The organism is Streptomyces sp. NPDC048442 (assembly GCF_040651475.1).
Lineage (GTDB): Bacteria > Actinomycetota > Actinomycetes > Streptomycetales > Streptomycetaceae > Streptomyces.
On the sequence record NZ_JBEZKB010000045.1, the window covers coordinates 1 to 23893 of the forward strand.

A 23893-nucleotide genomic window follows, 5' to 3' on the forward strand; every position below is an offset into this window, starting at 1 on the left:
GACGTCGGTCCGATCGCCTCCCCGAACCTGGAGGCCATCGCCGCACTCAAGCCGGACCTCATCGTCTCGGCGCGCGGTCTGCTCCGCAGACACGACGCGCCGCCGCTACGCGGCGGAAGACGCACCGCGCTCCGCGCGGTGATCCGGCGGCTTCGCCGCACGAATCCGGGCCACTCCGTGGCCCTCGCCGTCGACTTCGTCGTCGGCGGGCTCGGATCGCTCCGCGATCCGGCCAACGGCCCCTGCTCCGCAGTGGCCTTGAGCTAGATACGGGGCCAGGTTGATCGGTGTGCCGGCTGACGGTAAGTCAAGGGTTGGGTTCTGCAAAGTGGTCCAGCCTGTGCGTGCCTGGGAGTGGGGAGTTGGGGTGGGCTGTCACCCTGCTGCGGAGGTTTTGAAGTCTCGCCGTAGTAAGGGCGGGCCCCCTCGTGACGGCTTCTTCCACGTATGTGCGTCAATTCTCTAAGGCGGGTAGGCTCTGGGATAATTAGCCACCTCCGGGTGAGGGTCTGCGAAAAGAAATCTCTTCACCGACCAAAAGAGGGATCGAAACTCCCCAACTCACTCTCAGGAAACCGCAGTTCAAGAATTACGACGACGCCAGAAAAAGACACGCCCCCGGCTAGTCAGGGCACCCGCTACACGCCCCCCCCCCCCCGACCTTCACCAGAATTCAGCGCCAGCTTTCAGCACCAATCCGGCTCCCGGATTCAGCGCACCCAGCCAACCCTCAAACCACACACACCAAACCATCACTGAAAACAGAACACCCAACCGCTGAAACACCAACGACGAGCATCAGTCGAGTGTGCTGAGCGCGGTGATCAGGTCCGTCGCCTCGAACCAGGCCTCGTTGAACGCCCCCGGCTCCCAGCCACCAGGCCGGGCAACACTCAGATCAGTCAAACCTGTTCAACGTCTTCGCCTCCCTTCAGCTCGCGGCACCCGGGAGTAGAGCACGGGGGCGGGTCTTCAGGAAGAGGGGGTGCCGTGCGACTGCGCCCCGGGACCAGAGTGCGGTTCCGGGGCGCAGTCGCCAAGCGGCGCGCGGGTTTGGTCAGGCCGTGCGGCAGTTGTTGTTGGAAGCCGGGTTGAGCAGCCCGATGATGTCGATGGTGTCCTCGCAGACGTTGGCCGGGGCGTTGATGGGAATCTCGACGACGTCGCCGGACAGGACTCCCGGCGGGTCCTCGGCCACGCCGGTCGGCGGTGGCGGCGGGTCGGCGGCTGCGGCGCCGGCGGCGCCTATCACGGTGGCGGCGGCCAGAACCGTGGTGGCGAGTGCGATACGGATACGCACGATTTCCTCCTACAGGTGAGGGGGATCGCTCTTAGCGTCTCCGCGCTCAGGCCCGGGGGAAAATCGCGTGACCCGTTGAGGTGAATGCTGTGGGCGTGAGGCGTAAGCCATTTGTTACTGGTGCATAGAGGGCTTGCAGGCGCGTCACGTGTGGCCGCAGACCCGCGACCGCAAGGAACTGTGGCAGGAGTGGCAGCGTGGCCCGGCGCAGCGCCGAAGCGAGATCAGAACGCGGGATCACATCGAGCGTTGATCGTGTAAGGCCGTATCAGTCGTGCGTTTGCGCCCGACCCTAGGTTCGGCGGGCCCGGACGAACCCGAACCCGCTTCGGTACCATTCTGGGCACTCTGACCTGGTGATTCCTGTTTCGCGTCAAAAGCGTGGAATCCGTGTGCACCTACCACCGCCAGGCCCGATTGCTCACTCCCCCGCGTGTCGGCGTACGTCCTCATTTACGCCGACCGAAGAAGCGGCTGGACCGGCGGTCGGCCTCCCGCCGGGCCTCTTCTTCGGCGCGCTCCTTCGCTGCGAGGGCCCGGGCGCGGGTGCAGGGCCTGCAGAGGCCGCCCTGGGTGAGAGCGGGGCCGGGCTCGGCAAGGTGCCCGCACCCGGGGCAGGTCCAGCGGAGGCTTCGCGGCGGGCGCGCTCGGCTTCCCGTTCCGCCTGCTCGCGCTGGCGGCTCGCTTCTTCGGCGGCACGGCGGGCGGTGTCGCGTACAGAGTAGGCGCGGTAGTCGGCGAAGTTGCCGAGGGCGTCAGCGGGCGTCTCCCCTCGCCGGTGGCCGTACCGCCATCAGAGGCCCGTGCGGCTCCTGGGCGGCCAGACGGGGCAGTGTGGTGGCCAGGACGGGCACCGCACGGTCATAGTCGCGGTAGCCGTCCCGCTCCTGCCCCTGGTGGTAGTCGCCGTGCCAGGTCCCGCCCCAGTACGCGCTCGACAGGCGGGCGATCTCGTCCATCCGCTCACGCATCGGCTCATCGCCCATGGGGCTTGGTGAAGACGAGGGCGACGGGCGGGTGCCCCTCGCGGCCGGTCTCGGGCCACACCGACTGCCACAGCAGCCTGTCCTGCTGCCCCGCAGTCCCCTTCCCGCTCACGGTCACCCGCCGGGCGAGAACTCCTGATAGCGGCGCAGCTTGTCCGCGAGGATCGGCGGGCCTTCGGTGCCGTTGTCGACTTCCAGCACGGGCACGTCCTGGCCCACCGCGCTGTACACGAGGTCGGCGCGCACGCTGCCCCGGGCAGGTGCCGCGAACGTGCCGCCCGTGGGCAGCACCTCCTCCGTCGACCAGGCCGCCCCGGCCCCAGCCCCGCCGGCGGCATCACGAGCGGCCCGGCCGGGACGGTGGGCTGGTGTTTGCGGACGACCGGGGACGTCGCCTCGGCGGGGTCTGGAGGAACCCGGCCAGGGTCTCGGTGACCTTCAACGCGTGCTTCGTCCCGCTCGCCACCGCGTTCTTCGCCGCGCGCCCATCTGCTTGACCGGACGTCCCAGCACGGCGGCGGCCGCTTCCAGCCCTGCCGTGGTCAGCGTCCAGAGCGTCTCGTAGATCCGTGCCCCGGAATCGGTGAGCCGGGAGGTCTTGCCGGACGCCTCGACCAGCTTCTCGTCCTCCAGATCTTTGAGGCCGCCGCGGATCGTCGCCGCGTCCTTGTGCCCCGGCGCCGTCAGCGCCCGGATCTGCGCCGGGGTCGCCACCTTCACCACGCCGAGCGCCGCCAGACACATCGCCCGCGTCTTCTCCGTCGACTTGTACCGCCGTGCCATCCCGTCCCCGTCGCGCCTGCGGTCGCCCCGGGCCGGGAACTCGAGTGTTTTCGAGGCGCTACTAGCCCCTTGACACATAGGCTGACCTGTGGAAACACCGCATACGGTAGGAAATGCCACCGCAGGGGGAACAGGAGGGAGACCCTCGGGAGAGCGCAGGGAGGAATCAGGCGCTGATCAGACTTGCCCACGGCTCAGTTGAGGACCTGAAGTTGACCGACGCTCACCGTGAACGGCGTGGTGCGGGTCTCCGTGAGCTCCCCCGCCTCTCCGGTGCCACCGACGACTTTCCACGTGTTCGCGGGAGACGCAGCACCGCGCCCCCCTCGCCGCCGAACGCCTCCCCGACGACAACCCCGGCCGCCGTGCCCGCGCCCCGGCCGGTTGGGCGCCGCACACTCGGGGGCGGCCCGGCCGCCTGCTGACAGCACCTGCCGGATCCAGCGGACCGGCGGGGTGGCAACCCGGGTTGCCACCCCGCCTGACAGCTACGGGTTGTCAGAAGACTCCGTGGGGCGTGGCTACCGGCCGTGAGGGACTCCGATCTTGGCGGCGAGGGCGAAGCCGGTGCCAGCAATGGTGGTGGCTGCGCCGAGAACGCCGATTCCGGCGGGCAGCACGAGCAGGATCGCGATGGCTCCCGCGAGGGTGCAGATCACAATGAGGACGACGGCTATCGCGTTCGAGCCGGGCAGCGGCGCGACAAACGAGGGCCTGTCTCCCGGCGGTTCGGGCCGGGCACCTTCAGTCAGACGTAGACGTCGCATGACAGTTCTCCTCACTCATAAGCCCAGGTGAGACGGGATACAACGAAGCCCGCAGTAGCAGCTGCGGGCCTGTTTCCGGCGGCTTGCCCTATGCCATGCCCATCACGGGTTTCCGCAGAACGCCGTGGACGGCACTAACTTGCGGCTACGCCCCGCGCCCGAGCCGCTCCTACGGAGAAGGACGCACAGCAGGACACGACGAATGGCCCCACCGCACGTATGCGAAGGGGCCGTTCCGTCCTCGGGTTGCTGCTACAACCCGTCAGGAACAGGAAGCCGATGACGCCCACGGGCCCGAACTCCACTGGATGAACTGCTCTACAGCTGCGCCGCGCTCACCTGGGCTGATGAGGAAAACGGCAGCCGAGTCGGCCAAGTTGGCAACCAACTCTCCTCAGATTGTCCCCACTGAGCTTGGTCCTTTAACCGCCTCCCCCGACAACTCCCGTCAGATGGCTTGAAGTTGTAGTGTCCTGCCGCGCTCCAGCGCTCTGCGGCAATGCCGCCAGGCCACACCGCATCCCGCTCAACGTCCACTGACCTGCGCCGAACCCGGCACCCCTGCCCCCTGAACGGGGCTGCTTGACCTCCCGGACGAGGTCGGAGACCAGGACCCCACACGAGGGTGAACAGGGGCTGCCCCACTTGGCTGAGTCTCCCAAACAACTTCTGAACAACCCCTGATAGCCGTAGCGTTCGGCCGCCTAGGCAGTGTCTGATGGCTCTTGTTCGGACGGTGGGTGGATCTACCGCTGTTCCGGGCAGGAGCCGGTCATGGTGCGTCGGCATGAACTGACAAATGCTCAGTGGGACCGGATAGCTCCGCTCCTGCCGGAAACCGGCGGGCGGTGGGCCGATCACCGCACGGTGGTCAACGGTGTGTTCTACCGGACACGGACCGGGATTCCCTGGCGTGACCTGCCTGAACGTTACGGAAACTGGCAGACCGTCTACGAGCGGCACCGCCACTGGTCGGCCGACGGCACCTGGTTAAAGATCCTGCGAGCCCTGCAGACCGGAGCCGACGCCACCGCGCCGGATGCGGGCGGCGAGTGGGCGGTGAACGCCGACTCGACGACGTGCCGGGCCCACCAGCACGCGGCAGGAGCCCGGCATGCTTCCCCGGCCGACCATCCGGAAAAAGGGGCGGCATCCGTGTGGACGAAGACGGACGTGAGGCCCTGGGACGCTCCCGGGGCGGACTGACCACCAAGGTCCACCTGCCGGCCGACGACCGCTGCCGGCCTCTGGTCTGGCTGACCTCTCCCGGTCAGCGCGCGGACAGTCCGATGTTCATCCCGCTCATGCAAGCCCTGGAGGTGCCCCGCACCGGAGCTGGACGCCCCCGCACCCGGCCGGACCAGCCGGCAGGCGAGGTAGAGCCGGCCCTCGGCGGGGGGCAGGTAGGTGAGGTCGCCGACCAGCTTGGTCCCGGGCCGCTCGGCGCGGAAGTCGCGGCCGATCAGGTCGGGGGCCGGCTTCGCCTTCCGGTCCGGCCGGGCCAGCGAGCGGCGCCCTCGCCGGGTGAAGCCTTGGATGCCGCGCTCGCGCATCACGCGGGCGACGCGCCCGCGGTTCACCCGCTGCCCCGGACGCCGCAGTTCGGCGTGGATGCGCGGGACACCGTAGGTACGGCGGGAGGCGATGTGCAGCACCGTGATCTCGTGCGCGAGCGCCTCGTCGGCGGCCTGCCGGGCCTGGCGGGCGGCTTCGCCCTCGCGCCAGGCGTAGGAGGAGGAGCGGGCGACGTGCAGCACCCGGCACAGCAGAACGATCGGGTAGTTCGCCTTCTCCGCATGGATGAACCGGCACAAGTCGCTCACCGGTCGTTCTCCTTCACGAAGAAGGCGGTCGCTCTTTTCAGGATCTCGATCGTCTGCAGCTGTTCACGGTTCTCCCGCCGCAGCCGCTTGAGCTCCTCGCGCTCGGCACTGCTCAAGTCGCCGGGAGTGCCCCCGTCCCGGCCCGCCTTCGCCTTGCGGTACCAGCCGCGCAGGGACTCGGAACTGATGCCGAGCTCCCGGGCGGCCGCCGTGACCGTCTTGCCCGAGTAGTCGACAAGTGCGATCGCGTCCCGCTTGAACTCTTCGGTGTACCGCTTCATGTACTTGCTTCCCACCTGGTGCTACTTCCTCTGGAACCTCAGGTCCCAGTCTCCAGGTGTCCACGATCAAGGGGAAGGTTCAGCCAGGGTCACCGAAGTCCTCCCTCACTCACCGCTTCCGCGCGCTGCGGGACGCGGGGGTGACCAGGCAGCCGGAGCAGGTGAGGCGCTCGGGCGGCGGTGGTTCTAGTTGGGCAACTGGGTCCAGGTGACCGGGAGTTCGTGGACGCCGTAGATGTTCATGTTGGTCCTGAGTTTTACCTCTTCGGCGGGGATGGCGAGCTTGAGGGTCGGGAAGCGGCGGAGTAGGCCTTCGAAGCCGGCGCGCATTTCGATGCGGGCGAGTTGCTGGCCGAGGCACTGGTGGACGCCGTGGCCGAAGGACAGTTGGCCGCGGGCGTTGCGGTGGATGTCCAGGGTGTCGGGGTCGTCGAAGCGCAGGGGGTCGCGGTTGGCGGCGAGGAGGGAGACGAGGACGGTCGATCCTTCGGGGATCGTCTCGCCGCCGAGTTCGAGGTCCTCGGTGGCGTAGCGGAAGTTGATGTCGACGACGGAGAGATAGCGCATGAGTTCCTCGATCGCGCCGGGCAACAGGTCCGGGGCGGCGCGGAGTTCGGCGAGCTGCTCGGGGTGTTCCAGGAGCGCGAAGGTGCCCAGGCCCAGCATGTTGGCAGTCGTCTCGTGGCCGGCGAGCAGGAGCAGGAAGGCGATGCCGGTGAGCTCTTCGATGGAGAGGTCGTCGTCGCGGGCCAGGTCGGAGAGTATGTCGTCGGCGGGCTCGGCGCGTTTGCCGGTGACGAGTTCGGCCAGGTAGCCGGTCAGGCTGCCGAAGGCGGCCATCTGCTCGTCGAAGGGCAGCTCCTTGTTCAGAATCTTGGCGGAATTGACCTGGAAGTTGTCCCGGTCCTCGTAGGGGACTCCGAGCAGTTCGCAGATCACCAGGGACGGCACCGGCAGCGCGAACTCCTTGACCAGGTCGACCGGCGGGGTCAGGCGCGCCATCTCGTCCAGTTGCCGTTCGGCGATGGCGCTGATGCTCTCTTCGAGCTGCTTCATCCGTTTGACGGTGAACGAGCCGGTGAGCTTGCGCCGCAGCCGGGTGTGGTCCGGCGGGTCCATGGCGATGAACACGCCCGGCGTCTGCGGGGACGGTTCGGTGATGGTGGGCATGCCGGGGATCTCGTACGGCAGGTGGAGAATGCCGATGTCCTGGCGGGAGCTGAACCGGTTGTCGGCCATGAGCCGGCGGACCGCTTCGTAGCCGGTGACGAGCCAGCCCTCGTGGCCGTCGGGGAAGACCAGGGGGCTGACGGGGCGGGTCTCGCGCAGGCGGGTGATCTGGCTGGGCGGGTCGAAGGGGCCGGCGTCACGCTCCCTGGGGAGGCCGTTCGGGGCGGGAAGCGGGTGGCTGGGCTGGGTCGGCCGGCTCGGCTGGCTCATCGGAATTCCTTTCGTGGCGGCTGGAGTTGCTGGGTGGCCAGGGATTCTCCGTGTCCTTGTACGGGTTCTCCGGGGCCGGAGGGGGATCTGAAACGGTGTCCAAGTCACCTATTGCGGCTGCGAGTTCAGCCGGGCCATGTGCAGCAAACCGGTCCGCTGCAGCCGGGCAGCCCCGGTGCGCTCGCGTACGAGGTCACGTTCATGGCGCCACAATGGCACGAGGTTGGTGCCATCCACAAGCCTTGGTGGCTCCTATTGCGTGCCGCGTAGTGCCATCTGGTACGTGGCGGGCTCTTCCGCTCCAGGTCACCGGCCCGGGCGTGCGGTACGTACCCCGAGAACGTAGGCCGCAGTATGCGCAACGGCGCGGTCCTCGTCATGGGACAGCTCCGCGAGGGCACCTGCCGCCGTGCTTCCCGGGATGTCCGCGAGCGCCTGGGTCAGCCGTCGGCGGGTGGACGATTCGGCGGCGGTGCCGGCAGCCAGGCGGTCGACGAGTCCGGCGGCGATCCGGTCCGCCAAAGCGGGGCTGCCCGCCAGGGCGCCCAGTGCGTCGGCCGCATCTACGTCGTTCGTGCCCTCGGCGACCATGTCGATCAGTGTCGGGACCGCGTCGGCCACGCCACGTGCCCCGAGCGCCAGGGCCGCATACCTGCGGACCACGGTGTCGGGGTTCGCGAGGGCGTCCTGCAGCAGTGCCGTCGCCGCATCGTCCGGGATCTCGGCGAGGGACTGGACGGCACGTTTGCGCACCTCGGCCGCGGGTGAGGTGAGGCCCTCGGCCAGCAGTGCCGGGGTGTCGTCGCCCGACTGGGCCAGGGCCCATCGGAGGGCTCCGGCGACGTTCGGGTCCGTCTCGCTCAGCGCCGCTTCGACCAGTGCCTCCACCGGCATCGGGGCCTCTCCGGCCGAGGACAGGGCCGCGCGCTGGCGCTTCCCTGCGCTCGGTGACCCCAGCGCCTGGAGGAGGGTGACGACCTGGAGGACGTCCTCCCAGCCGGCGGGCTCCGCGGCACCGATCCGACGGAGCCGGGTGAGCAACTGCGTCTCGCTCGCGATGCGTTCGCGTGTCTGGCGGACGAGGTCGTCGACGAGTTTGGAGGGCGTGAAGCCGGGGTCGTCGAGCGCGCGCCCGACTTCGCTCAGCGAAAGGCCCAGCGACCGCAGGCATTCGACGTGGAAGATCCGCCGGATGTCCTCGCCGGAGTACTCGCGGTAGCCGCCGCCGGTACGGCCCGTCGGGCGCACCAGGCCGAGCGATTCGTAGTGCCTGAGCATGCGGGCGCTGACGCCGGACTGCCGTGCCACCTCACCGATCAGCACTGCCCCTCCCCCGGGTCGTTCGGGCCGAGGGCCACGACGCGCTTCGCCTCCTCGATCGCGCACTCGAATCCGGCGTCCGGGTCGCGCAGCAGCCGCTGCGTGGCGAGCGCGTGGGTGCGCACCCGGGGGTCGGGGTTCGCCGTCGCCGCGCGCAGGGTCGGCACCATCACCTCGCCGAGTGCGATCAGCGCCCGGCTGAGGCTCAGCTGCAACTCCCGCCCGCCGCGCCCGAGTTGGTACGACAGCGCCACGGCAAGGTCGCGCTCCTCCCCCTCGGGTACGAGCACGACCGCTGCCCGCCACGCGCTCCGCGCCACCTCGTCGTCGGCGTCGGTCAGCAGCTCCGGGGTGATCACCGACCAGGCCTGCCGGTCCCCGATCTTGGACAGCGTGTGCAGCGCCTGGCTCCGTGCCTGCGGACGCTCCGAGTGGACTTCCTTGAGCAGCCCGGGGATGAGTTCCGGGGCCGTCCCTGACGCCGCGTGGCGCAGGAGCGCCCAGGTCAGCATTTCTCGTACGGAGAAGTCGGGCTCGACCGCGCAGCGCTCGATGAGCTTGCCGGCATACCGCGGGTCGGGGGCCGTGCCTACCGCCAGCGCTGCCCGCAGCCGTACCGACGAACGGCTGTCCTCCAGGCTCTGGAGAGCCCGCGATGTCTTCGTGTCCTGATTCACCATGGTCATCCGGACCACCTCCTTGACGCAGTGAAGACCTTGTCACTGTGTCAAGGTCAAGCGCGGGAGGCGGGAGGCGGGAGGTGGGAGGCTGGGCGGCTGGGCGGCGGGCCCGGTGGCAGAGGCACTGCCCGGCGGTACCCAAGGGCCCCGCTCGCGCCGGCCGGCGTGAGCGGGGGCGGGAGCGGGAGCCTGGGCGGGGGCCATTAGCCATTGACCATTTGCTTCAACAGGGCTTCTGTCAGGCCGAGTTGGGCTGGTCTGTCAGAGCGGTGGCGAGCAGTTGTGCCGCGTCCTCGCCGTACGCGCGGGTCGCCGTCGCCAGCAGTTCCTGCGGGTCGGCGCGGTAGGACTGTGAGCCCACCGCTCCCAGTGTCTGTGCCGCCAGGACGCAACCCAGTTGCGCTGCCGACCGCAGTGCCAGGCCGCGGCCGGTGGCCGCCAGGAAGCCGGCGCGGAAGGCGTCGCCGACGCCCGTCGGGTCGGTGACGGGCAGGCCGGGAACCGCCTCGACGGTCAGCGGGTCGTGGCCGCGCCGGTCGATCCGTACCCCTTCCCCGCCTCGGGTGGTGATCCAGGCGCCCACCTTCTCCAGGACCGTCGCGCGGTCCCAGCCGGTGCGTTCAAGGAGCAGGGCGGCTTCGTACTCGTTGGTGAACAGCCAGCGTGCGCCGTCCACCAGCTCCCGGACCTGCGGGCCGTCCAGGCGGGCCAGTTGCTGCGAGGGGTCGGCGGCGAAGGGCAGGCCCAGCTCCCGGCACTGGGCGGTGTGGCGGAGCATCGCCGCCGGGTCGTTCGGGCAGACCAGGACCAGATCGGCCGGGGCTGCGCCGGGGGCGGCCAGCCGGCGGAGGTCGATGTCGGCGGCCTCCTGCATGGCGCCCGCGTAGAACGAGGCGATCTGGTTGGCGTCCTCATCGGTAATGCACATGAACCGGGCGGTCTGCCGGTCCGTGGAGACGTGCACGGGGCCGGTGTCGACACCGTGTTCCTTGAGCCACATCTCGTACTCGGCGAAGTCGCTGCCCACGGCCCCGACCAGCAGCGGCGAGAGACCGAGGCTGCCGAGCCCGAAGGCGATATTGGCCGCGACCCCGCCCCGACGCACCTCCAGCTCGTCGACCAGGAAGGAGAGCGAGAGGTGGGCCAGCTGGTCCGGGATCAGCTGATCCGCGAACCGGCCGGGAAAGACCATGAGGTGGTCGGTGGCGATGGAACCGGTGACAGCGATACGCACGTCAGGATCTCCTCGGAGGGGGTACGGACATCGGCACGCGGTGCGGCTGCGGGCAGGCCGCGGGTCGGTCGCGGATCGGCCGCGGATCGGCCGCGGATCGGCCGCGGGGCAGGCGCAGGCCAGTCGCGGGTGCTGCCGGTCGCAGGCCAGCCCCGGGTGGCGCGGGCCGGTCGCGGGACCGGTCACAGGCCAGTCCCGAGCTGCGCGGGCCCGGCCACAGGACCGGCCACAGGCTAATCCCGAGCTGCGCGGGCCCGGCCACAGGACCGGCCACAGGCTAATCCCGAACCGCGCGGGCCCGGTCGCGCGGGCCCGGGTCACAGGCCGGCTGGGGCCCGCGGTTGCTCAGCGACCGGCGGCGGCCTTCAGCTGCTCGGCGCGGTCGGTGCGCTCCCACGTGAAGTCGGGCAGCTCCCGGCCGAAGTGACCGTACGCGGCGGTCTGCGCGTAGATCGGGCGCAGCAGGTCCAGGTCGCGGATGATCGCGGCCGGGCGGAGGTCGAAGACCTCGGCGATGGCCCGGTCGATGCGGGCCGGGTCGACGGTGGCGGTGCCGAAGGTCTCGACGAAGAGACCGACCGGCTCGGCCTTGCCGATCGCGTACGCGACCTGGACCTCGCAGCGCGCGGCCAGGCCCGCGGCCACGACGTTCTTGGCGACCCAGCGCATCGCGTACGCGGCGCTGCGGTCGACCTTGGACGGGTCCTTGCCCGAGAAGGCGCCGCCACCGTGGCGGGCCATGCCACCGTACGTATCGATGATGATCTTGCGGCCGGTGAGACCCGCGTCGCCCATCGGGCCGCCGATCTCGAAGCGGCCGGTCGGGTTCACCAGGAGGCGGTATCCCTCGGTCTCCAACTTGACGCCGCTGTCGGCGAGTTCGGCCAGCACGTGCTCCACGACATCCTCGCGGACGTCCGGGGTGAGCAGCGAGTCGAGGTCGATGTCCGGTGCGTGCTGCGAGGAGACGACGACCGTGTCGAGCCGGGCCGGGCGGCCGTCCTGGTACTCGATGGTGACCTGGGTCTTGCCGTCCGGGCGCAGGTACGGGATGGTCCCGTTCTTGCGGACTTCGGTGAGGCGGCGGGACAGCCGGTGCGCGAGGTGGATCGGGAGCGGCATCAGCTCCGGCGTCTCGTCGCACGCGTAACCGAACATCAGGCCCTGGTCGCCCGCGCCCTGCTTGTCGAGCTCGTCGTCATCGCCCTCGACGCGCTTCTCGTACGCGGTGTCGACGCCCTGCGCGATGTCCGGGGACTGTGCACCGATGGACACCGACACGCCGCACGACGCGCCGTCGAAGCCCTTCGCCGACGAGTCGTAGCCGATGGACAGGATCGTCTCGCGCACGAGGGCGGGGATGTCGGCGTACGCGGACGTGGTCACCTCACCGGCGAGGTGCACCTGGCCGGTCGTGATCAGGGTCTCCACGGCAACCCGGGAGGCGGGGTCCTGGCGCAGGAGCGCGTCGAGTACGGCGTCGCTGATCTGGTCGGCGATCTTGTCGGGGTGGCCCTCGGTCACGGACTCCGACGTAAACAGATGACGGGACATGGCTCTCCAGAGGAGTGAGGTCGGTTGCGTGCGGAGTACTCAGGGGCTCCGCCGGGAACGCAGGCGCACCCACATCAGTCGCATGCGACGAGCCGCGAGCTGTCTCATCCGGCACCTCCAGAACCCTGCTTCGCACGTGCTTCCGACTCTCACGGCGACCGGTCGAGGACCGCTGGACCAATGGTCGACGTGACGGCCACGTTCCGTGGAAGGGCCTTGATCCTCCAACGGGCGTACGGACAAGGGGTGGTTGCCCCCGGCCGGGAGGCAACAGCCCTTGTCCGTACGCTCACACGCCGGTCAGCCCGTCTTGCGGCGGAACTGCCGCTTGCCGCCGGCCGGGCTGCTGCCGCCCTTCGCGCGCAGCCTGGAGTCCTCGCGCGCCTCTCGGGACGCTCCGCTCCGGTCCTTGCGCGCGAGCGCCTCCCGGAACTTTCGCTTGGCGTCGTTGTCGTCGTCGGCACTGTTCTGCGGGACATCGGTCATGCGAACCTCCTCGGCATATGCAACAGCGAAGTCAGCGTGTCACAGACGGGAAAGTCTGACGAGGTGGCATTCGAGCCCCGATTCAGCGCTTCCGCGCTTCCGCACTTCCCTTCAGTGCTTCCCTTCAGTGCTTCCCTTCCGTGCCACACATTTTCCATTGCGCCGCAATAAAAAACACATCGGCTGGAGGGGGTCAGCGGCCGGAGGCCAGGAACCCCTCGATCGCGTCGGCCGCGACGGCCGGTCCTTCGACCTCGTGCATCCTGCTCTGCAGGGCCGTCACCCGGTCCTTGACGCTCTGGTCCGCGTGGACCTCGGCGGCGTACTTGCGCAGGCTCTCCACGGTGGTGTCGGCGGCGGGCAGCAGCCTGCCGAGGCCCAGTTCCTCGACGCGCAGGCCGTTGGCCCGCTGCTCGTTCATCTGGGGGACGACGACCATGGGCACGCCGTTGTGGAGGGACTCCATGGTGCTGTTCATGCCGCCGTGGGTGATGAACAGGCTCGCGTGGCCCAGCACGTCGAGCTGCGGCACGCGCCGGGAGACGTGGAAGTGGCTGGGCAGTTCACCGAGTTCGGCCGGGTCGACGTGGTCGCCGACCGCCATGACGACCTCCCACTCGGAGTCCTTGAAGGCCTCCACGGCCATCGGGAAGAACTCCGGCCGGCCGGTGGCGGCGGTGCCCAGGGAGATCAGCAGCACCGGCCGGTCCCCGTCTCCCGAAGGCTGCCAGGAGCCCTGGAAGGCGGACCGGTCGCCCAGACAGGGCCCGGCGAAGACGAACCGCTCGTCGAACGAGTCGCCGTCGTAGTGGAACTCCCGCGGCAGGAAGACGATGCCGAGGTCCTCGATCTTGGTGAGGAACTCCATCGCGGTCGTCCCGGGCAGGCCGGTGCTCGGCAGGTGCGCCTCCAGCTCCGTGAGCATGTCCCTCACCTGCGGGTCGCTCATCTCGGCCATCGGGAACTTCTCGTGGATCGCGAAGGCCTCGTTGGCGCCGTACGACGGGAACAGCCGGACCGCCGGCAGGTCGTGCTTCGCGGCGAAGAAGCGGGCGCCCCAGGCCATGAAGTCGTACACGACGACGTCGGGGAGGTCCTTGGCGTAGAAGTCCTCGACCGCCTCCGCGAGGGTGGTCGCCTCGCGGAAGCTGCGCATCCCCTCGCCCTTGACGGTCTCCGCGGTGAACGGGCTCGTGTAGTAGTCGCCGAACACCGAGGTGTAGCGGACCGGTTCGGCGCCGCACGCCTCGATGGCCGGGGCGAAGTGGTCGGTGGCGGTGCAGGTGACCCGGTGACCGCGCCCGACCAGCTCCTGGACGACCCCCAGGTTCGGGTTGATGTGGCCGAAGGCCGGGAAGTTGAAGAAGGCGATGTGCTTACTCATGTTCACCTGTCTCTCTGTGTCGGCCAGCAGCACACCGCGGTACGGACCGGCGGCGGCACCCGGGAAATGGCACCGGGACATGGCCGGCTCCGCTCAATCCGCGTTCGGGCCGCGGTATTTCCCCGTAATGCGTAATAGGTGGCCGGAGCCAGCATCAACCACGCTTGCCCGCAACGCACTTGACCGATGGCCCGCACAGGAATTACCTGACTGATTCTCCAGCCCCCCTCAAGCGTTCTTCCATTTCCGAGGGGGCGGACGCCGTCCCGTACGAAACCGGTCTTGACCGCCACACGGCACGAAGCCTCGTTGAGCGCCGAATGGCCGAGCCCAAGGCGCGCCACGGTCGGCCAGGCCTGTGTGGTCCGCCTCCTGCGGAACTCGTTCCGCCGTGCGGTCCGCCGGGGCTGAACGACCATTACCGCAGGCGTCGGCGGCTCATCGAGAGCCTGGGAGCCGCCGACTGGGCGGTGATCAGCGAGCTCTGCTCAGGTGCGCAGCAGCCGCTGTGTGATCTCTCGGTACTGCCTCATCGCATGGCGGAGTTCGTTGGACTGCGCTTCGGGGTCATGGTTCTGCCAGCCCTCGTGGAGGGCACGCCGTCGTTCCGCGAGAGCGCTCGTGAGCTGGGCGGTGGCTTCGTCGAAGATGACCTCGGCCTCTTCCAACGCCTTGAGCGGGCTGCCGGCGAAGTTGTTGAGGGCCTCTTGGAGTCGCTGGGCGAGCCGGTCTCGTTCGTCCGAGGGGAGCAGCGTCTCTGGGCCCGGGGCGCGGCGTTCAGCAGGGCCGGGGGGTTGGTCCGACGGCTGCTGGGCGCGTGTCTGGTCGTACATCTTGTGCCACTTTCCTGTGCGTCGTGTCGGCCGGGTGGGGGCGGTCGCCGGACCTTTGAGCTGGGGGCGGCGGCGGTGGGAGCGGGCGTCGTCGCGCAGCTCGGTGAAGGCCCGCTCCATCAGACGTCGGTGCCCCGGCGTTCGCGCCGAGCAGCCCCGCGCATCAGTCGGTCGGCAGAGGAGAGAAGCCGATCGGGTCGATGTCGGCGACCAGGTTGTCCGCCGGCTCGGCGAAGGTCCCGGCAAGGAGCTGCTGATCCGGCATGGGCACCCCCTGGTGAGACTATCCCCGCCCGGACGGGGCGGGAAGTGCGCGGTTCGTCCGGCGGGGAGTGTCGGAGCGTCAGGCGCCGCGATCAGTGTCGTCGCCCCGGTCGTTCCACTCGCGGCAGTGTCGGCCGACACCCCCTGATCGCCCAGGCGTCCCTCGTATGCCATATCGGGCGTAACTCTTTCCGCTATCGGTCGTTTTCGCGCAATACGCCGCTGTCGACCCATGGATGCGCATTGTCACGGTTCAGTGTGATTGTCCCCGCCTACATGGTGCAGGCATATCTGCACGAATGCCTTGAATCTGTCTTGGAGCAGCCCTTCACCGATCTTGAGCTGATCGCCGTCGACGACTGCTCACCGGACGGCAGTGGAACGATCATCGACGAGTTCGCGGCCCGCGATCCGCGGGTGCACGCCATCCATCTGACGGAGAACACAGGTCTCGGCCGGGCCCGCAACGCCGGGCTCGCACGCGCCACCGGCGAGTACGTGATCTTCCTGGACGGCGACGACTGCCTCGCCCCCGACGCGCTGCACGCGATCTCCGACCGGCTCAAGAACACCGACAGCCCGGACGTCCTGGTCTACGACTACGTACGGTCGCACTGCACCGGCAGGACGGCCCCCAGCCCTGCCACGGCCCGGCTCGGAGAGGAGGGTCCGGCGGCCTTCACCCTGGACGACAGGCCGGGCCTGCTGAGGGTGCTGCACGTCGTCTGGAACAAGGCGTACCGCCGTGAGTTCCTGGAGCGTGCGGACTTCACCTTCGCTCCCGGCTACTACGAGGACGTCTCCTGGACCTATCCGGTGCTGGTGACCGCGGAGTCGATCGCGGTGCTCGACAGGGTCTGCGTGCGGTACCGGCAGCGCAGGCAGGGAGCGATCACCTGCTCCCCCGGGCCCAGGCACTTCGAGATCTTCGACCAGTACGACCGGGTCTTCGCCTACCTGGACGCACACCCCGAGCTGGAGCGCTGGCGGCCCTTCCTCTTCCGCCGGATGATCGACCACTTCAGTACGGTGTTCACGGCGCGCGACCGGCTGCCGCGCGGCAGCCGCGCCGCGTTTCTGCGCCGGGCCCGCGCCTACTGCCGCCGCTACAGCTGCCCGGGTGCGACTCCCCCCGCGCGCACCAGAATCCGGCACGCCCTGGTACAGCTGGGCGCGCACCGCAGCTACCTCGCCCTGTGCTTCGCACGAGCACTCCAGCGACACGTCCTGCGCGCCGCCCTCGCCGCACACCATGCCGTCAGGGGGGCCGCACTCCAGATCCACTACCGCATCCAGCGGCTCCTTCCGCTGCGCGAGAACGACGCCGTGTTCTGCGCCTACTGGGGCCGCGGCTACGGCTGCAATCCGGCGGCGATCGAGGCGAAGGTCCGCGAACTGGCGCCGGGCATCCGCACCTCCTGGATCGCCGGCCCCGCGCACCACCACACGGTCCCGGCGGCCACCCGTCGCCTCACCCCCGGCTCGGCCGCGTACTGGACGGCTCTGGCCCGCTCCAAGTACCTGGTCAACAACGTCAACTTCGACCGGAGACTCGTCAAGGCCCGGGGCCAGGTGTTCGTGCAGACCCAGCACGGCACCCCGCTCAAGCACATGGGTCTCGATCTGCTCGACCGGCCCGCCGCCGTCGGCGACACCGACGTCCGGCGCATGCTCGCCAACTGCGACAAGTGGGACTACGTCCTTTCCGCGAACCGCCATTCCACGCTCGTCTGGGAGCGGGTCTACCCCGCCGGCTACACCACCCTCGAGTACGGCTATCCGCGCAACGACATCTACCGGCACGCCACCGGCAAGGACGTGGCCTCGCTGCGCGAGGCCCTGGGCATCCCCGGGGACACCATCGCGATCCTCTACGCCCCCACACACCGGGACTACCGCCGCACCCAGCGCCGGGCGATCGATTTGGAGCGCATGCTCCGCTCGCTCGGCCCGAACTACATGGTGCTCACCCGCGCCCACCACTTCTCCGACACCCCGCTCGTGGGCAAGGACTCCTCCCGGCTGGTCGACGTCTCGGACCACCCCTGCGTCGAGTCCCTCTGCCTGGCGAGCGACGCGCTGGTCACGGACTACTCCTCGCTGATGTTCGACTACGCCAACCTCGACCGCCCGATCGTCGTGTACGCCGACGACCGGGAGGTCTACGAGGCGACCCGGGGAACCTACTTCGACCTCCGGAACTTCCCGCCCGGCGCGGTCGCCACCGGCGAGGACGAGCTGATCGACCTCTTCGCGTCCGGCGAGTGGCGCAGCCCGCGCTCCGCCGAGCAGCGGGCCTCATTCCGCGAACGCTTCTGCCCGTACGACGACGGGGGCGCGGCCGAGCGGGTCGTGCGGCATGTCCTCCTCGGTCAGACGCCGGGCCTGCCGCCCGTCGTGCCGCTGGAGGAGCGGCAACCGGCGGCGGCATCCGTTCCGCGGCAGACGCCGGAGGCAACCGTGACACTGCCCACCAGCGCCGCTTGAACGCCCACCGAAGGAGATGTGTGTTGCCCCGCTTCAGCGTTGTCGTCCCGGCCCACGACGGGCCGGGGCGGCTGCCCGACTGTCTTGATTCGGTGCTCGGCCAGTCCTTCGCCGATTTCGAGCTGATCGCCGTCGCCGGGGCCCCGGAAGGGCTGTGTGCCTCGATCGTGGCCGCGCACGCGGACCGCGATCCGCGGATCAAAGTGGTGCACTCGCCACCGGACGACGGCCTGCCGGGCGCACGTAATGCCGGAATCGCCGCGGCCGAGGGCGAGTTCCTGCTCTTCCTCGACGGCGACGACACCCTGGTGCCCGGCGCACTGGGAGTCCTCGACGCGCACCTCACCGAGGTCGAAGAGCCCGATCTGCTGCTCTTCGACCATGAGCGGGTGCACTGGTTCGACGGCGGCAGGGGGCCGACGCTGGAGCGGCTGTGGCAGGGTGCCCCGGCCGGGACCTTCACCGTGGAGCAGCACGCCGCGCTGCCCGATGTGCTGGTGCCCGCATGGAGCGCGGCCTACCGGCGCGACTTCGTCTCCCGGCACGAACTGGCCTTCGTACCCGGCATGTTCACCGACACGGTGTGGAGCGTACTGGCCGCGCTGCGGGCCGAGCGGATCGCGGTGCTCGACCGGGTCTGCGTACGGCATCTGCTGCGCCGGCAAGGCAGCCGGAACCAGCTTCCCGGCCTCCACCATATGGATCTGCTCGACCAGTTCGACCTGGTGATGCGCCGGGCCGTCGAGCTGAAGGCGGACGCGGCGCTGCTCGGCAGGCTCTTCGACCAGTTGGTGTGCGGGGTGCTCAAGACTGCGGCGTCCCCCGGGCGGCTGCCGGGCCCGGCGCTGCGGCGGCAGTACTTCCGGCGGGCCGCCCGGCTCTACCGTCACCACCGCCCCGCGGGCCACCGCCCGCCGGGGGGCAGCGTGGGGCTGCAGTACGCGTTGCTGGCTTGCGGCTGCTACCCGGCATTTCGCGCCTTGCGCGGCACAAGGCGTGGGCTGAGCAGGGTGGCACGGCCTGCCGGGCGGTTCCTGGGAAGGCTGCGGAAGCGGAGCAGCAACCCGTACAGGGCCTTCCTCAGACGGCCCCTCGACGAGAACCTCGCTGTCTTCTCCTCGTACTGGGGCCGCGGCTACGCCTGCAACCCCGCCGCCATCCACGCGGCGGCGCGGCGCCTGGCCCCGCACATCAAGGCGGTCTTCCTGACGACCGAGGACCATGCGCGGCAGATGCCCGACGACGTGGAGAGCGTGGTGATCGGAAGCGACCGCTACTGGGAGGTGATGGCCACCGCCAAGTACACCTTCAACAACGTCAACTTCGAGATGGCGGTCAAGAAGCGCCCCGGCACCGTCCATGTGCAGACCCAGCACGGCACCCCGCTCAAGCGCATGGGCGTGGACCAGGTGGAGTTCCCGGCGGCGGCGGCCACGGCAGGACCGCTCGGCAAGCTGCTGCAGCGCGTGGACCGCTGGGACTTCAACCTCTCCTCGAACCGTCACTCCACCGAGGTCTGGGAGCGTGCCTACCCGGGTGCGTACGAGAGTCTGGACGTGGGCTATCCGCGCAACGACGCGTTCTACACGTCGACGGCCCAGGACGCGGCCGCGATCCGGCGCCGCCTGGGCGTCCCCGAGGACCGGATCGCGGTGCTGTACGCGCCGACCCACCGCGACTACCGCACGGACTTCCTCCCCCAGCTGGACCTCGGCGCGTTCTGCGAGGCGCTCGGCGAGCAGTTCGTGGTGCTGCTGCGGGCCCACCACTCCTACGAGGGGTCCGCGGGTCTCGAAGGGATGCTGCGCTCCGGTGCGTTGATCGACGTGACGGAGCACCGTTCGACCGAGGAGGTGTGCCTCGCCGCGGACGTGCTGATCACGGACTACTCGTCGATCATGTTCGACTACGCCAACCTGGACCGCCCGATCGTCGTGTACGCCGACGACTGGGACGTCTACCGGGAGACGCGGGGCGTCTACTTCGACCTGCTCGCCGCGCCGCCGGGTCCGGTGGCCCGTACCCAGGACGAGCTGGCGCGGATTTTCTGCAGCGGTGAGTGGGACGACGAGGACGCGGCCCGGCTGCGGGGCGCGTTCCGTGAGCGGTTCTGCGAATTCGACGACGGTCTTGCCGCGGAGCGGGTGGTGCGCCGGGTGCTGCTCGGTGAGCCGGCCGAGGCCCTGCCGCCGGTCGTTCCGCTGGGCGAGCGCGTTCCGGCCCCGGCCGCCGCCCGCGTCCTGCACCACTGACCCGTCACAGCCGCACGCCCGCACCCATCCCTCACGACCGTGGAAGAGCCCGTGCCTCGTTTCAGCGTCATCGTCCCCGTCTACAAGGTCCAGGGCTACTTGCGCGAGTGCCTCGACTCGATCCTGACGCAGTCCTGCACCGACTTCGAGGTCATCGCGGTCGACGACTGCTCACCGGACAACTGCGGCAGCATCATCGACGAGTACGCGGCGCTCGACGCACGGATCACAGCGGTACACCTGCCGGAGAACGTCGGCCTCGGCCGGGCACGCAACGCGGGCGTCGGCCACGCCACCGGCGACTATCTGCTCTTCCTCGACAGCGACGACAGTTACACCCCCGGAGCGCTGCGGGCCATCGACGAGCGGCTCAGGGTCACCGACGACCCGGACGTTCTCGTCTTCGACCATGTGCGCACGCACTGGTGGGGCCGTGGCGGCAGGAGCATGACGGCTGATCTGCTCGCCTCCGCGGGCACGGACACCTTCGACATCGTGAGCAGTCCCCAGTATCTGCAGCTGTTCCTGGTCGCCTGGAACAAGGCGTACCGGCGCGACTTCTTCACCGGCCACGGTTTCACCTACCAGCCGGGTCTCTACGAGGACGCCCCGGTCACCTACCAGGCGTTGATGTGCGCCCGCCGCATCGCGTGTCTCGACCGGGTGTGCGTGGAGTATCTGCAGCGCAGACGTGGTGCGATCACCCGTACCCCGGGACGCAGGCACTTCGACATCTTCACGCAGTACGCGGGACTGTTCGCGTTTCTCGACGAACATCCGGAGCTGGACGGGACGAGGCCGCTGCTCTTCGAGCGGATGATCAACCACTTCCTGGCGACGATGCCGCTCGGCGAGCGCGTACTGCCCGAGGACCGGGCCGCCTTCCACCGGGAGACAGTGGAGTTCTACCGGCGCTACAAGCCGGATGGTTTCACCCCGCCGGACGATGTGTACCGCACCCAGTGGCGACTGCTCCCCAGCAGCCCCTACCACGTGTTCCAGGCCTGCGTGCTGGCCGAGCGGCTGCGGAACGCGTCCCTGCGTAAGAAGCGCGAGCTGCGCAGGGCGACCACCCGGCAGATCAAGCGGACCCTCGCCCAGGCCCAGCGCCGGCTCCCGCTCGATCCGAATCTCGCCGTCTACTCGGCTTCCTGGCACCGCGGTGTGCTCGGCGATCCGGCGGCCATCCATGACGCGGCCCGGATGCTGGCCCCGCACATCCGCCCGGTGTGGGTGGTGCGGCCACAGGATGTGGAGGGGCTGCCGAGCGGCATCGACCACGTCGCCCCGGACACGCCGCGCTACCACCGGGTGATGAGCCGCGCCACGTACTTCATCAACAACGTCGACTGGACACACGGCCTGGTGAAGCGCCCGGGGCAGATCCATGTGCACACCCACCAGGGGTCACCTCTGGGGCACATGGGCGTCGACCTGCTCGGCCGCCCGGCCGCGAGGTATCACGTCAATGTCCGTGCGATGCTCCAGCGCGCGGACCGCTGGGACTACAGCCTGGTCTCCAGTGCGTACGCGGAGCAGATCTGGGACCGCGCCTACCCCTGTCACTTCACCTCTCTGCCGACCGGTGCCCCGCGCAACGACGTGCTGGTGAGGGGGGACGCACTGCGGGCGGTCGCCCTGCGCAAGCGGCTCGGTGTCCCGGACGGCAACACCGTGGTGCTCTACGCCCCGACCCGGCGCGACCACCGCAAGTCGTACGTGCCGCGGCTCGACTTCGAGCAGCTGGCGCGGGAGCTGGGGCCGGCGGTCACGCTGCTCGTCCGTTTGCACCCGAGGGACGCCAAGGCCGAGATCCGTACGCTGCAACTGCGCGACCTCCAGCGGCGCGGGCAGCTCCTCGACGTCACCGACGAGCCCTCGGTGCAGGACATGATGCTCGTCTCCGACGCCCTGGTGACCGACTACTCGTCCCTGATGTTCGACTACGCCACCACGGACCGCCCGATCATCGTCCATGGCGACGACTGGACGGCGTACCGGGCGGCCCGCGGCGCCTACTTCGATCTGCCGGCCGAGCCGCCGGGCCACGTCTCCACCAGCACCGGGGAGCTGGCCGAGCTGTTCGCCTCCGGGGCGTGGCAGGACGCGCGCTCCGCCGCTCTTCGCGCCGCGTTCCGCCGGCGGTTCTGCGCGTACGACGACGGGCACGCGGCCGCCCGGACGGTCTCCCTGGTCATGCTCGGCCGGGAGTGCCCCCCGTCGGGCATTCCTCAGCAGCCCGCACGGCTGCTCCGCGACGCCGCGTACCCCGCTCTCCCGGACGGCACACGATGACCCTCGTCCCGGCCGTGGCCACTGCCCTGTCCTTCTTCTCGGCCCGGGACACCGCCCTGTCCTTCTTCTCAGCGTGGGCCACCGCCCTGTCCCTCTTCTCGCCCCTCGCTCGCCGCTCCGGTCCGAACGCCCAGGAGATCTCCGCATGTCAGACGCCTCGTCCCCTCCCCGGCCGCATTCCTCAGCGGCGGCTGTGAAGGCCCAGGACCTGTGGTCTCGCGTACCGGCGGCGCTGCGGCTGCCGCTCGTCGTCTCCCTCTCCTGCCAGGTCTGCTACCTGCTGTGGTGGGCGGCGTTCTACCCGGGTCTGATCGACTACGACGCACTCGCCTACACCTGGCAGGTCACCACCGACCACTGGATCTCCAATCACTCGGTCCTCTACAACTCCCTGCTCTGGCTGTCCCTCAACGCCACCGGGGGCTTCGCGGCGCTGACGCTGCTGCAGACGATCGCGATGTCGGCGGTGCTCGGCTACACGTGCGCGAGCCTGCGCACACTCGGTGTACGCGGACGGTGGAGCGCGCCGGCCGCGGTGGCCTGCGCGGCGGCTCCCCCGCTCGGTGTGTTCACTGTCTACGTGGGGAAGGACGTGCCGTTCACGGTCTGCGCGGTGCTGGCATTCGCCGTGACGGTACGACTGGTGGGCAGGCGGCTGCAAGGGAACTGGAACGGCCGGCTGCGACGCTCCGAACTCCTCCTGCTGTGCGTCGCGTTCCTCGGAATCGGCCTCTTCCGCAACAACGGCTTCCCCGTTGCCGTCATCGCAGCACTGGCCCTGCTACTGGCGCTGCCCGGGGCCCGGCGCGTGATCGCCGCACTGGTCACCGTCACCACTACCGTGACCTTGACGCTGATGTTCGTGGTCTACGCGGCGGTCGGCATCGAGAAGCCGCCCAAGACGCTTGTCTACAACCTCCACTACGCCGACCTGGCGGTGACCTATGCGCAGGCGCCGGGGCTGTTCACCCGGGCCGACCGGAGGCTGATGGCCCGGGCGGCGCCGCTCTCGGACTGGCGTACGGCCGGAGCCAGTTGCTTTGCCTCCGATCCCATGTACCAGAAGCTGAACACGCACGTCAGCGACCCACTCACCGAACCCGTCGTGCAGTTGTGGTGGCGCACCTTGCGCAAGGCCCCCCAACAGGTGATGGCCGCACGCATCTGCCGGGGGCACATCGCCTGGGCCGTCTTCCCCGGGCCGAAGGATCAAGGCGGCAGGACGTACAACTCCCTCAACAAGGTGCCCCCGACGTTCCTCAAGTGGCACCCGGACATGAAGTCGAGCCCGTACCTGCGGGCGGCCCGGCCCCAGCCCCTGTCCAAAACCCTCGGCCACGTCGGCAACTTCGCGTACGAGGCCGCCCACGTTCCCCAGCTGGAATGGCTCCTGTGGCGCGGTGCGATCTGGTGCTACGCCACCTACGTGCTCGTCACCCGGTTCGCCCGGTCTCGCGGCTGCCGCCCGTTGTTCGCCCTGGCCGGCGTCACCTTCGGCATTCAGCTCACCGTATTCGTCGCGACCCCCTCGCCGTGCTTCCGCTACATGGCAGCCCCCATGTTCATCGGCGTGCTCTGCCTGTCGCTGATTCCCGCGCTGCGCGGCGCCGTACGTCCCGTCGTACCGCCCCCGGCCTCCCGGGCGACGCCGTCCGCTTCCTCACCCGCCTCACCGAAGGACGTGGAGTACGTCCCGTGAAAAGCGCGCGCAGCAGCTGAAAGCG

Annotated in this window: 20 protein-coding genes and 2 pseudogenes; 6 read left to right on the plus strand and 16 right to left on the minus strand. The window is 69.5% G+C overall.

The annotated features are described in order from the left end of the window. Positions 1-267: pseudogene (locus AB0D18_RS38795) on the plus strand (hypothetical protein); the annotation flags it as partial. 790 nt (positions 268-1057) lie between these two features. On the opposite strand, the gene AB0D18_RS38800 reads toward AB0D18_RS38795, so the two are convergent. The 6 genes from AB0D18_RS38800 to AB0D18_RS38825 form a co-directional block, all read right to left on the minus strand. Beyond that, positions 1058-1300 carry a chaplin gene (locus AB0D18_RS38800; RefSeq protein WP_362430138.1) on the minus strand — a complete coding sequence of 81 codons (243 nt, stop codon included), beginning with the start codon at positions 1298-1300 and terminating at the stop codon, positions 1058-1060. A 755-nt stretch (positions 1301-2055) separates the two neighbouring features. Next, positions 2056-2286, minus strand: coding sequence for a hypothetical protein (locus AB0D18_RS38805; RefSeq protein ID WP_362430141.1), 231 nt, complete (start codon positions 2284-2286; stop codon positions 2056-2058). After that, the gene (locus AB0D18_RS38810) at positions 2276-2404 is read right to left on the minus strand and encodes a hypothetical protein (RefSeq protein WP_362430143.1); all 129 of its coding nucleotides are present in this window, start codon (positions 2402-2404) and stop codon (positions 2276-2278) included. Before AB0D18_RS38810 ends, AB0D18_RS38805 begins: the two co-directional genes overlap by 11 nt. Then, positions 2401-2577, minus strand: a complete 177-nt coding sequence (locus AB0D18_RS38815) for a replication-relaxation family protein (protein WP_362430146.1) — start codon at positions 2575-2577, stop codon at positions 2401-2403. Before AB0D18_RS38815 ends, AB0D18_RS38810 begins: the two co-directional genes overlap by 4 nt. A gap of 147 nt (positions 2578-2724) precedes the next feature. Continuing rightward, the gene (locus tag AB0D18_RS38820) at positions 2725-3069 is read right to left on the minus strand and encodes a replication-relaxation family protein (protein WP_362430149.1); all 345 of its coding nucleotides are present in this window, start codon (positions 3067-3069) and stop codon (positions 2725-2727) included. A 521-nt stretch (positions 3070-3590) separates the two neighbouring features. After that, a complete protein-coding gene (locus tag AB0D18_RS38825) occupies positions 3591-3836 on the minus strand; it encodes a hypothetical protein (protein ID WP_362430151.1) in 246 nt (81 codons plus the stop codon). 774 nt (positions 3837-4610) lie between these two features. On the opposite strand from AB0D18_RS38825, the gene AB0D18_RS38830 reads away from it, so the two are divergent. Continuing rightward, positions 4611-5042, plus strand: coding sequence for an IS5 family transposase (locus AB0D18_RS38830; protein ID WP_362430154.1), 432 nt, complete (start codon positions 4611-4613; stop codon positions 5040-5042). A 323-nt stretch (positions 5043-5365) separates the two neighbouring features. Here AB0D18_RS38830 and AB0D18_RS38835 read toward each other — a convergent pair. The 10 genes and pseudogenes from AB0D18_RS38835 to AB0D18_RS38880 form a co-directional block, all read right to left on the minus strand. Continuing rightward, positions 5366-5659, minus strand: a pseudogene (locus AB0D18_RS38835) (IS3 family transposase); the annotation flags it as partial. Further along, on the minus strand, positions 5656-5940 hold the full coding sequence (locus tag AB0D18_RS38840; RefSeq protein WP_362430157.1) for a transposase: 285 nt from the start codon (positions 5938-5940) through the stop codon (positions 5656-5658). The gene AB0D18_RS38840 and the pseudogene AB0D18_RS38835, both read right to left, overlap by 4 nt. 186 nt (positions 5941-6126) lie before the next feature. Next, positions 6127-7380: a cytochrome P450 gene (locus AB0D18_RS38845; RefSeq protein WP_362430159.1), complete on the minus strand. Its 1254-nt coding sequence runs from the start codon at positions 7378-7380 to the stop codon at positions 6127-6129. Positions 7381-7686: 306 nt separating this feature from the next. Next, complete coding sequence (locus tag AB0D18_RS38850; RefSeq protein WP_362430161.1) at positions 7687-8703, minus strand: HEAT repeat domain-containing protein; 1017 nt, start codon at positions 8701-8703, stop codon at positions 7687-7689. Further along, the gene (locus tag AB0D18_RS38855) at positions 8697-9386 is read right to left on the minus strand and encodes a HEAT repeat domain-containing protein (RefSeq protein WP_362430164.1); all 690 of its coding nucleotides are present in this window, start codon (positions 9384-9386) and stop codon (positions 8697-8699) included. The genes AB0D18_RS38850 and AB0D18_RS38855 overlap by 7 nt, the downstream gene beginning before the upstream one ends. A gap of 232 nt (positions 9387-9618) precedes the next feature. Next, positions 9619-10614 carry a carbohydrate kinase family protein gene (locus tag AB0D18_RS38860; RefSeq protein WP_362430166.1) on the minus strand — a complete coding sequence of 332 codons (996 nt, stop codon included), beginning with the start codon at positions 10612-10614 and terminating at the stop codon, positions 9619-9621. A 345-nt stretch (positions 10615-10959) separates the two neighbouring features. Beyond that, positions 10960-12168: a methionine adenosyltransferase gene (gene metK, locus AB0D18_RS38865; protein WP_362430169.1), complete on the minus strand. Its 1209-nt coding sequence runs from the start codon at positions 12166-12168 to the stop codon at positions 10960-10962. 300 nt (positions 12169-12468) lie between these two features. Further along, positions 12469-12654, minus strand: a complete 186-nt coding sequence (locus AB0D18_RS38870; RefSeq protein WP_362430172.1) for a DUF5302 domain-containing protein — start codon at positions 12652-12654, stop codon at positions 12469-12471. Positions 12655-12847: 193 nt separating this feature from the next. Continuing rightward, entirely contained in the window at positions 12848-14038 is a 1191-nt protein-coding gene (locus AB0D18_RS38875; protein ID WP_362430174.1) for a macrolide family glycosyltransferase, read from the minus strand. A gap of 488 nt (positions 14039-14526) precedes the next feature. Continuing rightward, on the minus strand, positions 14527-14871 hold the full coding sequence (locus tag AB0D18_RS38880) for a hypothetical protein (RefSeq protein WP_362430248.1): 345 nt from the start codon (positions 14869-14871) through the stop codon (positions 14527-14529). Positions 14872-15378: 507 nt separating this feature from the next. On the opposite strand from AB0D18_RS38880, the gene AB0D18_RS38885 reads away from it, so the two are divergent. The 4 genes from AB0D18_RS38885 to AB0D18_RS38900 all read left to right on the plus strand — a co-directional run bounded on the left by AB0D18_RS38885 (position 15379) and on the right by AB0D18_RS38900 (position 23868). Further along, positions 15379-17622 (plus strand): CDP-glycerol glycerophosphotransferase family protein, encoded by a 2244-nt coding sequence (locus AB0D18_RS38885; RefSeq protein WP_362430177.1) that lies wholly within the window; start codon positions 15379-15381, stop codon positions 17620-17622. A gap of 23 nt (positions 17623-17645) precedes the next feature. Further along, a complete protein-coding gene (locus tag AB0D18_RS38890; protein ID WP_362430179.1) occupies positions 17646-19874 on the plus strand; it encodes a CDP-glycerol glycerophosphotransferase family protein in 2229 nt (742 codons plus the stop codon). A gap of 51 nt (positions 19875-19925) precedes the next feature. Next, positions 19926-22169: a bifunctional glycosyltransferase family 2 protein/CDP-glycerol:glycerophosphate glycerophosphotransferase gene (locus AB0D18_RS38895; RefSeq protein WP_362430182.1), complete on the plus strand. Its 2244-nt coding sequence runs from the start codon at positions 19926-19928 to the stop codon at positions 22167-22169. Between the two features lie 145 nt (positions 22170-22314). Then, the gene (locus AB0D18_RS38900) at positions 22315-23868 is read left to right on the plus strand and encodes a hypothetical protein (protein ID WP_362430185.1); all 1554 of its coding nucleotides are present in this window, start codon (positions 22315-22317) and stop codon (positions 23866-23868) included. Positions 23869-23893: the final 25 nt, after the last annotated feature.

Bases quoted from the DNA above. Each gene is read 5' to 3' on its own strand.
- AB0D18_RS38805 (WP_362430141.1), bottom strand. From the start codon at position 2,286: ATGGGCGATGAGCCGATGCGTGAGCGGATGGACGAGATCGCCCGCCTG.
- AB0D18_RS38820 (WP_362430149.1), bottom strand. From the start codon at position 3,069: ATGGCACGGCGGTACAAGTCGACGGAGAAGACGCGGGCGATGTGTCTG.
- AB0D18_RS38825 (WP_362430151.1), bottom strand. From the start codon at position 3,836: ATGCGACGTCTACGTCTGACTGAAGGTGCCCGGCCCGAACCGCCGGGA.
- AB0D18_RS38830 (WP_362430154.1), top strand. From the start codon at position 4,611: ATGGTGCGTCGGCATGAACTGACAAATGCTCAGTGGGACCGGATAGCT.
- AB0D18_RS38840 (WP_362430157.1), bottom strand. From the start codon at position 5,940: ATGAAGCGGTACACCGAAGAGTTCAAGCGGGACGCGATCGCACTTGTC.
- AB0D18_RS38845 (WP_362430159.1), bottom strand. From the start codon at position 7,380: ATGAGCCAGCCGAGCCGGCCGACCCAGCCCAGCCACCCGCTTCCCGCC.
- AB0D18_RS38855 (WP_362430164.1), bottom strand. From the start codon at position 9,386: ATGACCATGGTGAATCAGGACACGAAGACATCGCGGGCTCTCCAGAGC.
- metK (WP_362430169.1), bottom strand. From the start codon at position 12,168: ATGTCCCGTCATCTGTTTACGTCGGAGTCCGTGACCGAGGGCCACCCC.
- AB0D18_RS38870 (WP_362430172.1), bottom strand. From the start codon at position 12,654: ATGACCGATGTCCCGCAGAACAGTGCCGACGACGACAACGACGCCAAG.
- AB0D18_RS38875 (WP_362430174.1), bottom strand. From the start codon at position 14,038: ATGAGTAAGCACATCGCCTTCTTCAACTTCCCGGCCTTCGGCCACATC.
- AB0D18_RS38880 (WP_362430248.1), bottom strand. From the start codon at position 14,871: ATGTACGACCAGACACGCGCCCAGCAGCCGTCGGACCAACCCCCCGGC.
- AB0D18_RS38900 (WP_362430185.1), top strand. From the start codon at position 22,315: ATGTCAGACGCCTCGTCCCCTCCCCGGCCGCATTCCTCAGCGGCGGCT.